Here is an 11,560-nt window from a genome sequence, read left to right on the forward strand (position 1 = left end):
GGTTAAAACTAGGATCTCAAGGATCTTGGGAGGGTGCATGGTGCGGGCCGGGCTGACAGCGGAGCGGGTGACGGTCGCGGGCGCAGAGCTGGCGGACGACGTCGGGCTCGACCACGTGACCATGTCGCAGGTGGCGCGGCGACTGGGCGTGAAGGACGCGAGCCTCTACACGCACGTCCGCGGCCTGGAGGATCTGCGCGGTCGGATCGCCCTGCTGGCGGCGGACGAGAAGACCATCCGCATCGCGGAGGCGACCGCCGGGCGAGCAGGCAAAGACGCGCTCGTCGCCTTCGCGAATGCCTGGCGGGAGTACGCCCACCAGCATCCGGGCCGCTACATGGCAACGCAGACCCCGATCCAGATCGACCCCGAGCTGGCCGCAGAGGCGCCCGGACCACGGCGGGCGGTCGAGCTGACCTACAGCATGCTGCGCGGCTACGGACTGGCCGAGCCGGACCTGACCGACGCCGTCCGGTTGCTGCGCAGCACGTTCCACGGGTTCGTCGCCCTGGAAGCGGCGGGCGGCTTCGCGCACGAGCGTTCGCCGCAGCAGTCCTGGATCCGCGCGCTCGACGCCCTGCACACCCTCCTGGAGCACTGGCCCCCGTTCCGAGAAGGAGACTCCTCATGACCGACCCGACCATCGGCAGCCTGCGTGTGAACGGCGCGACCCTGCACTACGAAGTGCGAGGCCAGGGGCCGCTCCTGCTGTTGATCCCCGGAGGGACGGGCGGCGCGGCATCCTTCGACGGCATCGCCGAAGACCTGGCCGCCGAATACACCGTCGCGACCTACGACCCGCGCGGCATGTCCCGCAGCACGCTGGACGACCCCGACGCCGAGCAGCAGGTGGCCGAGCACGCCGATGACGCGTTCCGGATGCTGGAACTGCTGTCGCCCGGCGAGGCCGCCCGAGTGTTCGGCGCCAGCTCGGGCGCGATCGCCGCCCTGCACCTGCTCACCGCCCACCCCGAACGCATTGCACGCGTTGTGGTGCACGAGCCGCCAGTGGTGGAGGTCCTGCCGGACGCGGCTGAACACCGCGCACTCATCGCACAGGTGCGGGACACGTTCCGTACCCAGGGGCTCATGCCGGCGATGGCCGTGTTTGCTGCGGGCGTGAAGAAGGACGGCGACACCACCGAGCCGGAGGCCGAGATCAAGCTTCCGCCCCGAACAGCGGCGCGGGCCGAGCGGACGATGGCCAACCTGCCGTACTTCGTCGGTCGGATCGTGCCCAGCTTCATGTCCTACGCGCCGGACATCCGTCGGCTGGAGGGGGTGTCGGACCGTCTCGTGATCGCCGGTGGCCAGGACTCACGCGGTGAGCTGCCCCACCGCTCGGCAGCTTTCCTGGCCGAGCGTCTCGGCACGGAGCTCCAGCACTTCCCCGGCGGGCACATCGGACTGACCACGCACCCAGCAGAGTTCGGCGAGCTCCTGCGGAAGGCCCTCGGAGCCTCGATCTGAATCGCGCATGACCTGGTGAACTCCGTCGGAGGCGGTCGAACGAAGTGCCACGAACCTGAGACTCAACTCATCCGTCACTGCCTGAGACAAGTGGGAGAACAGCAGGTCACAGCATCGCCCTATGACAGCGAACCGGAGAACCTACACCCGAGCGGCGCGGGAACGACCCGGCACGTGTATCCCGTGCTGCCCCGGCTCACCGGTAATCCGGAGGCCGTGGGTCGGGAGATCACGTTGGATGGGGCCCATGACGACAACTTTCGAAGGCCTGTTGCCCGGTACCGAGCGGGCTCTGCTGCATCGCGTGGCGGTCGCCCAGTCCGAGGGGCGGGCGCCCTCCTTCGTGGGGGCCGTCGTGCGTGACGGAGCGTTGGTGTGGAGCGGTTCGCGCAGTTGCGTGGACGGACACGCGCCGGACGCCGACACCCAGTTCAGGATCGGGTCGATCACCAAGGTGTTCACCGCCGTGCTGGTGATGCGGCTGCGGGACGAGGGGCTCCTCGGCCTCGACGATCCGCTGGAGCGACACCTCAAGGGCACGGGTGTCGGAGATGTGACGATCGCTCAGCTCCTCGGGCACAGCGGCGGTCTCGCGGCCGAGACGCCCGGTCAGTGGTGGGAGCGCTCGTCCGCCGCGCTGCGGCCGGAACTCTCCGACATCCTGGGGGAGCAGCCCTTCCTCCGGGCGCCGGGGCGCCGCCACCACTACTCGAACCCCGGTTACACGCTGCTCGGTTCGCTGGTCGAGGCCGTGCGGGGAGTGTCCTGGGAGGAGGCGCTGCGGCGCGAGATCCTGGAGCCGCTCGGGATGAGCCGTACGACGCTCGATCCGGTGGCCCCGCACGCGGGCGGCTGGGCGGTGCACCCGTGGGCCGATGTGATGCTGCCGGAGCCGTCCGAGGACCTCGGGCTGATGGCGCCGGCCGGGCAGCTCTGGTCGACGGCGGCGGATCTCGCCCGCTTCGCCGCCTTCCTCGCGGCGGGAGACGAGCGAGTGCTCGTCGCGGCTTCCGTGGCGGAGATGCGGGCCCCGGCCTCCGCGGCCGGGGAGGGGGACTGGGAGGGAGGCTACGGGCTCGGTCTTCAGCTGATCCGCAAGGACGGCCGTACCCTGATCGGCCACACCGGATCGCTTCCCGGTTTCGTCGCCGCCCTCTGGGTGAGCGTGGAGGACGGGCTGGCGGCGATTGCCCTCTCCAATGCCACCTCGGGGCCGCTGACGGGGGCCGTGGCCGCCGATCTCGTACGGATCGTGGCGGAGGCGGAACCGAGGTTCCCGGAGCCCTGGCGCCCGCTTCCGGAGGCCGAGGCCGACGAGGAGCTGCTGGCCCTCACGGGTCCCTGGTACTGGGGCACGTACGCCTACGGGCTCCGGATCGGGCCCGAGCGGAGTGTGGTGCTCGAACCCCTGCGGGGAGCCGGGCGGCGGGCCCGCTTCCGGGCGCTGCCCGAGGGCGGCTGGGTCGGGCTGAACGGTTATTACGAGGGGGAGACGCTCCGGGCGGTGCGGCGCGCCGACGGCAGCGTGAGCCATCTCGACCTCGGCTCCTTCGTCTTCACGCGGGAGCCCTACGCGCCGTCGGACGTGGTGCCGGGTGGCGTTGACGAGGCGGGCTGGCGAGGTCTTTGAGTCGTTCTGCGATGTTTCACGTGAAACACGCGTGATCGGCGTGCCGGGACCGCGTCCCGGCGCGCCGACGGCTGCTCTTCTGCCTCAGAGGTTCTTCTTGAAGCCCAGGTGGGAGGCCTCGAAGCCGAGTCGCTCGTAGAAGCGGTGGGCATCGGTGCGGGTGACGTCGGAGGTCAGCTGGACGAGTCGGCAGCCCTGGCGCCGGGACTCCTGGACGGCCCACTCGATGAGCAGGGTGCCCAGGCCGCTGCCGCGCTCCTCGGCGTGGATGCGGACGCCCTCGATGATCGAGCGGGTGGCACCCCGGCGGGAGAGGCCGGGGATGATCGTCAGCTGGAGGGTGCCGACGACCCTGTCCTCGCGGACGGCCACCACGAGGTGCTGCTGAGGATCGCTCGCCAGGCGCTCGAAGGCCACGAGGTACGGGCTGAGGTCGTCCGGGGATTCGCGCTGCGCGCCCAGCGGGTCGTCGGCGAGCATCGCGACGATGGCTTCGAGGTCCTCCGTGGTGGCAGGACGTATCTCAAGATCGCTCATGCCCCGCAGCGTACGCCGGGGGATGTCATGGCATCACTGATGGCATGCCGTGCGGGTCGGACGGCCGGGCCTCAGGCGGGAACGCCCACGCCTTCCACGACCTGGACCAGCGGCGCCAGCTCCGGGTTCTTGGCGGCCTCGTCGAGCGCCTCGCGGAGAGCGCTGTCGTTGGTGGGGCGGGCCTCTGCCAGGAGCTTCTGGCCGGCTTCGGTGACATCGGTGTAGATGCCGCGCCGGTCGGTGGCGCAGAGGTACCGGGTGAGCAGACCACGGTCCTCGAGCCGGGTGACCAGCCGCGTGGTGGCGCTCTGGCTGAGGACGACCGCGTCGGCGACCTGCTTCATCTGGAGGTGCCCTCCCGGTCCGCTGTGCTGGCGGCTGAGGACGTCGAGGAGGGAGTACTCCCGCACGCTCAGACCGTGCCGGGACTCCAGAGCGCGCTCGATGTGCGACTCGATCCTGCCGTGCAGCAGAGAGAGGGCGCACCAGCGCTGGGAGAGCGCGGTGAGTGCGGGGTCCGTCGCGGTCATGGTCTCTCCTCGGTCTCTCCTCGGCGCGGAGTGGTGCTGGACCCAGGGTAAACGATGCGACGCAATAATGCGCGTGTGCAAGTAAATCTTGGGAGGGGGGACCGGACCCTGCCTGCCCGGACAGGGCGGGGAGATCGCCCCCGCCCTGATGCCGGTGGACCGAACCCCGCGCTACCCGGCCGCGACGGTCAGGGGAGCGAAGCGGCGGCGCCAGTCACCGGGGAGGTCGGGGAGGGAGCGGACCATCACCGCGTTGGAGGCGACCGCGTCGAGGCCGTTCTCCTTCACCCAGCTCAGCAGGGCCGAGTGCCGCACGTCGATGTCCGTGCGCAGCGGGCGGTCGGTGGCCGCCGCGAGTGAGGCGATCAGGGCCCGGGCCGTGGCGGGGTCCCGGGCGATCAGCGGTCCGACGACATGGGTGTCCATGTTCGGCCAGGCCGCCGCGAAGCCGGTGATCTCGCCGTCCTCCTCCGCGACCCGGAGATGGTCGGCGAACGCGGGCAGCCGGGTGATCACATGCGTGCGGTCGAGGCCGAAGACCTCGTGGTCCAGGCGCAGGATCGCCTGGAGGTCCTCCGCCGTCGCCGGGCGGACCGGAACGGCCGGGGCGGGTGCGGCGAAGGTGAAGCGCCCGCGCACCATCTCCGCGCGGCCCGTCTCCGTGAAGCCCAGCTGCTCGTAGAGAGGCTGCCCGTACGGAGTGGCGTGCAAGGTGAGCGGGGTGTCCCCGGCCTCCGCCAGGACGTGCTCCATGAGCCGGCGTCCCACCCCTTGGCGTGCGTACCGTTCGGCCACGAGCACCATGCCGATCGCGGCGAGCCCCGGGCCGTACGACGTAACCACGGAGCAGGTGATCAGCCCGGTTCCGGAAGGGTCGTCGATGCCGTAGCCGGTGCCCGCGGCGAGCAGGAGACCCCACTTGTGCTCTTCGCGCGGCCAGCCCCGGTTCTCGGAGAGGTCGGCGCAGGCGAGGAGGTCGTCCACGCCGAGGCGCCGGATGGGGAGCTGGGCAAGCGGGGAGGGGGAGATCGGCATGCTGTCAGGCTGGACGACGCGGTGATCTTCCGTCCACCGGTTTAGCGGATCTGGCCGAGACGTGTGCGTGGTGCGGAGCACGCGGGGTGCCGGCGCGGGGTCGGGCGGGTAGCCGGAAGAGGCCGTTGATTTCCACGTCGTGGGACGGAGACGATGTTTCACGTGAAACAGCGACAGCAGCGACTGCACCTCTTCGACCTCGACGGCACCCTGATCCGGGGATCGGCCGCGGCGGTGGAGATCTCCCGGCAACTGGGCGTCGACGAGCAGATCGCCGCCCTTGAGGAGAGCTTCCTGCTGCAGGGGCTCACCCCGGACGAGTTCGCCGTCCGGGCCCGCGAGCTGTGGTCCGCGCTCACCGTGGACCAGGTCGCGGCGGCCTTCGAAGGGGCGCCCTGGCTGCTGGGCATTCGCGAGGTCTGGGCAGACATCAGGGACCGGGGCGACCGCTGTGCGGTCATCTCACTCTCTCCCGACTTCTTCGTCGAGCGGCTTCTCGACTGGGGTGTCGACACGGTGCACGGCTCGCACTGGCCGACCATCCCCTTCACCGAGCCGATCCACCGGCCCGGCATCCTCGACGCGCGGGCGAAGGTGCGGATCGCACGGGACCTCTGCGCGGAGTACGGGGTGGACCCGGCCCACTGCGTCGCCTACGGCGACTCGATGTCCGATGCGGAGCTCTTCGCGATCGTGCCGGACACCGTGGCGGTCAACGCGGACCACCATCTTGCCGGGCTGGCCCGCCACAGCTACACAGGAGGGGATCTGCGCGAGGCCTACGCCCTGGTCCGAAACAGCGCAGCCTAGTCAGAAACCCTGCCCTTTGGCCCGAGAACGCCACTTTCCCTCCGAAGCGGCCCTCGGAGGGGTCATGCTGCGTCCACGGAAGCCGGCCAGCGATAGGCGAGGCACATGATGGATGCTCCGACCACCACGAGGGCAGCGGAGGACGGGGACGGGCCGGAGCGCCCGGCGGGGGGTGGCAACGAGCCCAGGCGCCCGGCGGATGACGCGAACGGGCCCCGAATACCCGCGGAGGCCTCCGCCGACGCGGTACTCGTCAGACGCACCCTCGCGGAGATCGGGCCGGTCGCCGACCGGGTGACCTCGTACTTCTACGCCCTGCTCTTCATCGGGAACCCGGGACTGCGCGAGATGTTCCCCGCGGCCATGGACACCCAGCGGGACCGGCTCTTGAAGGCCCTGCTCACGGCGGCGGAGCACATGGACGACACCCCGGTGCTCACCGCGTATCTGCAGAACCTCGGCAGGGGCCACCGCAAGTACGGCACCCACTCCGCCCACTATCCGGCCGTCGGCGAGGCACTCATCGGCGCGCTCACGCGGTACGCGACGACGACCTGGGACGAGGAGACCCAGGCGGCCTGGGTCCGTACGTACACGACGATCTCCCAGATCATGATCGACGCGGCGGCGGAGGACGAGCGCGCGGCGCCCGCCTGGTGGCAGGCCGAGGTGGTCTCCCACGATCTGCGGACTCCGGACATCGCCGTCGTCACGCTCCGGCCCGACCAGCCGTACTCCTTCCTCGCGGGGCAGTACACGACGCTGGAGACCCCGTGGTGGCCGCGGACATGGCGTCACTACTCGTTCGCCTCGGCGCCCCGGCCCGACGGACTGCTCTCCCTGCACGTGAAGGCGGTTCCGGCGGGCTGGGTGTCCAACGCGCTGGTCCACCGGGCGCGCCCCGGAGACGTCCTGCGACTCGGCCCGCCGGCGGGTTCCATGACCGTCGACCACGACACGGACACAGGTCTGCTCTGTGTGGGCGGCGGCACCGGGATAGCTCCCATCAAGGCCTTGGTGGAGGACGTCGCCGAGCACGGGGACCGGCGTCGTGTCGATGTCTTCTACGGGGCCCGCAACGGCCACGACCTCTACGACATCGACACGATGCTGCGGCTCCAGAAGACCTTCCCCTGGCTCTCCGTCCATCCGGTCACGGAGGAACAGGGACGGCTCCCGGAGGCCGTCTGCCGCTACGGCTCCTGGAGCGAACGCGACGCCTACCTCTCGGGGCCGCTCGGCATGGTCCGCCGCGGAGTGGACGCGCTGCGGGGAGCGGGGGTCCCCGCAGAGCGCATCCGGCACGACTTCCTCGCCGAACTTGCCCCGGCGGCCGACGATCAGCCCAGGTCGGGGGCGTGCATCGCGCGGACGCCCTCGATGTTGCCGTCGAGGTAGTGGCGCAGCGAGAGCGGGACGAGGTGCACGGCCGCGATGCCGACCCGGCTGAAGGGCACCCGGACGATCTCGTACTCGCCGACGGGTTCGTCCATCTCGGGACCGTGCCGCAGCGCGGTGTCCATGGAGTCGAGGCGGCACACGAAGAAGTGCTGGACCTTCACCCCGGAGACCCCGCCGTCGACGATGTGCTCGACGGTGTCGACGAAGCAGGGCACCACATCGACGATCTTGGCGCCGAGCTCCTCGTGGACCTCGCGGTGCAGGGCCTCGACGACGGTGGCGTCGGTGGGTTCCACGCCTCCACCGGGCGTGAGCCAGTAGGGATCCATCCCCGGCTTGGTGCGCTTGATGAGGATGAGGTCGTCCCCGTCGAGCAGGATGGCGCGTGCGGTGCGCTTGATCACGGGCCGTTCGTTCATGGGAAGAAAATGGCCCGTCCGGGGTGTCCTGAAACTCGCCGTCCCCGGCGGAAACTCATCAGTCCCCGCGGCAGGGCGCGGCTCCCCCACGGAGGCTCACCAGTCCCCCGCGGCCCGCAGCAGTTCCTCGTGCGCGCGGGCGATGGGCGACAGCGCGAGCGTCCCCGTCCGTACGACCAGGAAGTAGGTCCGGAGCGGAGGGACCGGAGGATCGAGCAGCGCCACGAGCCGGCCCTGCTCCAGGGCCTCCTCGCACAGATAGCGGGGCAGGACGGCGAGCCCGGCGCCGGAGGCCGCGGATTCCCGAACGGCGCGCAGATCGGGGGCGATCACGGTGGCGGCGACCGCCGGCTTGGTCTCGAAGACGCTCGCCCAGTAGCGGGCCACGAACGGCAGCGATTCGTGCACCTCGACGACCGGCAGCTGTTCCAGGACCACGGCGCCCTTGCGGAGGAGGACGTCGGGGGAGAGCCGGGCCGCCCAGCGCGGGGCCGCCACCAGCACGTACTCCTCGTCGCAGAGCGGGGTGGAGACGATCAGACCGCCCCGGGGCCGCGCGGTGGCGACGGCCAGGTCGTGGTGGCCCGCGGCGAGGCCGTCGAGGATCTCCTCGGTGTTGCCGAGGAACGAAGCCCGTACGGCGAGACCCTGCCCGACCAGCGGGGTGAGGGCCGGCAGGACCCGGAGCGCGGTGAACTCCGGGGGACCGGCGACATGGAGGGAACGGACGCCGTTCTCCTCGTCGAGGCCCGTCTCGGCGATCTCGACGAGGGCGTCCAGATGGGGAGCGGCGCGGTGGGCGAGCTCGTCGCCGATGGTGGTCGGCGTGACACCGCGGGCCTGTCTGAGGAAGAGCGGGCGTCCGAGCTGTCGTTCGAGCGTCCGGATCTGGCTGGTGACGGCCGGCTGCGACAGCCCGAGGAGCGCGGCGGCGCGGGTGAAGGAGCCGGCCCGGTGCACCGTGACGAACGTGCGCAGCAGGGCCAGATCCATGTGCGCCCCCTCCCGGCCGTGCGGCCGTTCGACTCAGGCGGTCGGCTGACTGCGCCTCAGGACCGTCCAACTATAAATAAGTCGATAGGTCTCTGTCGCTACCGTGATTGGACACTGACGCACAGTCAACTAGCCTTGTTCAGGCGGTCTCCGCGCGTGGAACCGAGGCGTTCCGAGCCACGAGGGGGGAGGCTCGGAGCGCCTCGTTCCGTGCGCCCGGGACCGGCGCGGGCCGTGGACGAGCCCCCGTGAGGACCGTGGACAGGCCCTGTGAGGACCGTGGACAGGCCCCGTGAGGACCGTGTCCAGAGCCCGCGAGGGCCTGCTACGGAACAGGGCGCCGGCCGCGATCCGGACGGGTCTACGCCCCGGCCTCGTCGAGAGCCCGCAGCACATCGGCGATCAGGTCCTCCGGGTCCTCGGCGCCGACCGAGAACCGGATGAAGCCCTCCGCGACCGCGTCCCCGCCCCAGCGCCCGCGCCGCTCCGCCGTGGAGCGCACACCGCCGAAGCTGGTCGCGTCGTCCACGATCCGCAGCTCCTCAAGGAACCGTTCGGCCCTCTTCCGGTCCGCCAGTTCGAAGGAGACCACGGGCCCGAAGCGTCGCATCTGCCGGGCGGCCACCGCGTGCGAGGGGTCCTCGGGCAGCCCCGGGTAGCGCAGCCCGGTCACGTCCGTGCGTCCCGCGAGCGTCTGCGCGAGCGCGAGCGCGGTGGAGCACTGGCGGTCGATCCGCAGCTGCAGCGTGGCGAGCGAACGGTGGGCGAGCCAGGCCTCCATGGGGCCGGGGATGGCGCCGACGACCTTGCGCCAGCGCCGTACCTCCGCCGCCCGCTCGGGATCACGGCAGGTGACATGGCCGAGCAGGATGTCGCCGTGTCCCGTCATGCCCTTGGTGTCGCTGGCGACCGAGAAGTCCGCGCCCAGTTCGAGCGGGCGCTGGCCGAGCGGGGTGGCGAGGGTGTTGTCGACGGCCACGAGCGCCCCCGCGGCATGCGCCTCGCGCACCAGTCGCCGGATGTCGCAGACGTCGAGCCCGGGGTTGGACGGCGTCTCGATCCACAGCAGCCGGGCCCCTTCGAGGACGGCGAGCTGGCCGTCGCCGCCGGTGGGCGCGGTGCGGACCTCGATGCCGTACGCCCTCAGCTGCTCGTGCAGCAGAGGCAGTGCCTGGTAGCCGTCGCTGGGCACCACCACGACGTCACCCGTCTTCAGCTGCGAGAGGAGGACGGCGGAGATCGCGGCCATGCCCGAGGCGAAGACCAGCGTCTCGACGCCCTGCTCCCCCGGCGCCTCCAGCTCGCCGATCGCCCGCTCCAGATGGGTCCACGTCGGGTTCTCGTCGCGGCCGTACGCGTATCCGCCGGTCGGCTCGCCCGGCAGATGGAAGTGCGCGGCGAAGACCGGCCCCGGCAGGGTCGGCTCGTACTTCACGGCTTCGGGCAGCCCTGCCCGGACCGCGCGTGTGCCGTCGCCGTAGTGCTTGTCGGTCACGGTGTCCGTTCCTCCAGTTCGCGGCGTACGGCCGCGAGCAGTCCTCCGCTCGCGGCCTCCACCATCTCAAGACACTTCTCGTAGTCCTCACGGTCCCCGGAGTACGGGTCGGGGACGTCGAGCGCGTCCCCAGCGGCCGGGTCGTAGGAGCGCAGCAGCCGGGTCCGGGCCGCGTCCCCGGGCGTGCGGGCGAGCCGGTGGAGCTCCCGCAGGTGCCCTTCGTCCAGCGCGATCACCAGGTCGAGGGCCGGGAACCAGGAGGCCCGGAACTGACGGGCGGTGTGCGTGGAGGTGTAGCCGTTCTCCTCCAGGACGGAGACCGTGCGCGGGTTGGCGCCCTCGCCCTCGCGCCAGACTCCGGTGCCCGCGCTCTCGACCGCCACCAGCCCGCCGAGGCCGGCGTCCTCCACGTGTCTGCGGAAGACGTGCTCGGCCATCGGCGAGCGGCAGGTGTTGCCGGTGCAGACGAAGCAGACGCGGTACGTCATGGTCTCCACTCAGTCGCCGTCGGGGAGCACGACGTTCAGCGCCCAGGAGACGACGGAAATGATCAGGCCGCCGAGGACGGCGGTCCAGAAGCCCTCCACGTGGAAGCTGAGGTTGAACTGCTCGGCCAGCCAGGACGTAAGGAGCAGCATCAGGGCGTTGACCACCAGGGTGATCAGGCCGAGCGTCAGAATGAAGAGCGGGAGCGTCAGCAGGTTGACGACCGGCTTGACCAAGAAGTTCACCAGCCCGAAGACCAGGGCGACGAGAATAAGGGTCAGGGCCTTCTTACCGGTGCTCTCGCCGGTCAGGGTGATGTCCTGGAGCAGCCAGATGGCCACTCCCAGGGCGCCCGCGTTGGCGAGCGTCTTGACTACGAAATTCATCATGTGTCTGATCGTGGCAGACATGATCGGGCCGACGGCAGGGGCTGACAGGCGATGAAGGCATTCCGGCTGGATGAACTGGAGGCGGAGCGTGCCGCGAACAAGGGCGCGTATCTCCAGTTCCTGCGGGAGCGGAACATGTCAGTGGGCCTGTACGCGCTGGACGCGGGGGAGCTCGACCCGCAGCAGCCGCACCGCCAGGACGAGGTGTACTTCGTGGTGAGCGGCCGGGCGGCGATCACGGTGGGGACGGAGACGACCCAGGTGGCGCGCGGCAGCGTGGTCTATGTGCCGGCCGGGGTGGAGCACAAGTTCCACCACATCAGCGAGGACCTGCGGGTGATGGTGGTCTTCTCCCCGCCGGAGGC

14 protein-coding genes are annotated in these 11,560 nt (G+C 70.8%); 6 read left to right on the forward strand and 8 right to left on the reverse strand.

Annotated features, from left to right (window positions below; translation table 11 throughout):
- Positions 1-37 precede the first annotated feature (37 nt).
- From AOK00_RS04965 to AOK00_RS04975, 3 genes are all read left to right on the forward strand, one after another.
- Positions 38-631: a TetR/AcrR family transcriptional regulator gene (locus AOK00_RS04965; protein ID WP_055599088.1), complete on the forward strand. Its 594-nt coding sequence runs from the start codon at positions 38-40 to the stop codon at positions 629-631.
- Entirely contained in the window at positions 628-1,470 is an 843-nt protein-coding gene (locus AOK00_RS04970; RefSeq protein ID WP_055599089.1) for an alpha/beta fold hydrolase, read from the forward strand. Before AOK00_RS04965 ends, AOK00_RS04970 begins: the two co-directional genes overlap by 4 nt.
- 247 nt (positions 1,471-1,717) lie before the next feature.
- Complete coding sequence (locus AOK00_RS04975) at positions 1,718-3,100, forward strand: serine hydrolase domain-containing protein (RefSeq protein ID WP_079041845.1); 1,383 nt, start codon at positions 1,718-1,720, stop codon at positions 3,098-3,100.
- Positions 3,101-3,184: 84 nt separating this feature from the next.
- Here the strand turns inward: AOK00_RS04975 and AOK00_RS04980 are convergent, their stop codons facing one another.
- From AOK00_RS04980 to AOK00_RS04990, 3 genes are all read right to left on the reverse strand, one after another.
- On the reverse strand, positions 3,185-3,637 hold the full coding sequence (locus tag AOK00_RS04980; protein WP_055599090.1) for a GNAT family N-acetyltransferase: 453 nt from the start codon (positions 3,635-3,637) through the stop codon (positions 3,185-3,187).
- 71 nt (positions 3,638-3,708) lie between these two features.
- Complete coding sequence (locus AOK00_RS04985; RefSeq protein ID WP_055599091.1) at positions 3,709-4,167, reverse strand: MarR family winged helix-turn-helix transcriptional regulator; 459 nt, start codon at positions 4,165-4,167, stop codon at positions 3,709-3,711.
- Between the two features lie 171 nt (positions 4,168-4,338).
- The gene (locus AOK00_RS04990) at positions 4,339-5,202 is read right to left on the reverse strand and encodes a GNAT family N-acetyltransferase (RefSeq protein ID WP_055599092.1); all 864 of its coding nucleotides are present in this window, start codon (positions 5,200-5,202) and stop codon (positions 4,339-4,341) included.
- A 153-nt stretch (positions 5,203-5,355) separates the two neighbouring features.
- On the opposite strand from AOK00_RS04990, the gene AOK00_RS04995 reads away from it, so the two are divergent.
- Together AOK00_RS04995 and AOK00_RS05000 are read left to right on the forward strand one after the other, a co-directional pair.
- Positions 5,356-6,012: an HAD family hydrolase gene (locus AOK00_RS04995; protein ID WP_055599093.1), complete on the forward strand. Its 657-nt coding sequence runs from the start codon at positions 5,356-5,358 to the stop codon at positions 6,010-6,012.
- A 108-nt stretch (positions 6,013-6,120) separates the two neighbouring features.
- Positions 6,121-7,410, forward strand: coding sequence for a globin domain-containing protein (locus tag AOK00_RS05000; RefSeq protein WP_055599118.1), 1,290 nt, complete (start codon positions 6,121-6,123; stop codon positions 7,408-7,410).
- On the opposite strand, the gene AOK00_RS05005 is transcribed toward AOK00_RS05000, so the two are convergent.
- The 5 genes from AOK00_RS05005 to AOK00_RS05025 all read right to left on the reverse strand — a co-directional run bounded on the left by AOK00_RS05005 (position 7,353) and on the right by AOK00_RS05025 (position 11,195).
- Positions 7,353-7,832: an NUDIX domain-containing protein gene (locus AOK00_RS05005; RefSeq protein WP_055599094.1), complete on the reverse strand. Its 480-nt coding sequence runs from the start codon at positions 7,830-7,832 to the stop codon at positions 7,353-7,355. The genes AOK00_RS05000 and AOK00_RS05005 overlap by 58 nt on opposite strands.
- A 96-nt stretch (positions 7,833-7,928) precedes the next feature.
- Positions 7,929-8,825: a LysR family transcriptional regulator gene (locus tag AOK00_RS05010; protein WP_055599095.1), complete on the reverse strand. Its 897-nt coding sequence runs from the start codon at positions 8,823-8,825 to the stop codon at positions 7,929-7,931.
- A gap of 361 nt (positions 8,826-9,186) precedes the next feature.
- On the reverse strand, positions 9,187-10,320 hold the full coding sequence (locus AOK00_RS05015; RefSeq protein ID WP_055599096.1) for a cystathionine gamma-lyase: 1,134 nt from the start codon (positions 10,318-10,320) through the stop codon (positions 9,187-9,189).
- Positions 10,317-10,808: a low molecular weight protein-tyrosine-phosphatase gene (locus AOK00_RS05020; protein ID WP_055599119.1), complete on the reverse strand. Its 492-nt coding sequence runs from the start codon at positions 10,806-10,808 to the stop codon at positions 10,317-10,319. The genes AOK00_RS05015 and AOK00_RS05020 overlap by 4 nt, the downstream gene beginning before the upstream one ends.
- A 9-nt stretch (positions 10,809-10,817) precedes the next feature.
- Positions 10,818-11,195, reverse strand: coding sequence for a phage holin family protein (locus tag AOK00_RS05025; RefSeq protein WP_055599097.1), 378 nt, complete (start codon positions 11,193-11,195; stop codon positions 10,818-10,820).
- A 51-nt stretch (positions 11,196-11,246) separates the two neighbouring features.
- On the opposite strand from AOK00_RS05025, the gene AOK00_RS36745 reads away from it, so the two are divergent.
- Positions 11,247-11,560, forward strand: a 314-nt coding sequence (locus tag AOK00_RS36745) for a cupin domain-containing protein (RefSeq protein WP_030317985.1), incomplete at its 3' end; no start/stop codon positions are given.

Source organism: Streptomyces aureus, assembly GCF_001418135.1.
Taxonomy (GTDB): Bacteria; Actinomycetota; Actinomycetes; order Streptomycetales; family Streptomycetaceae; genus Streptomyces; species Streptomyces aureus_A.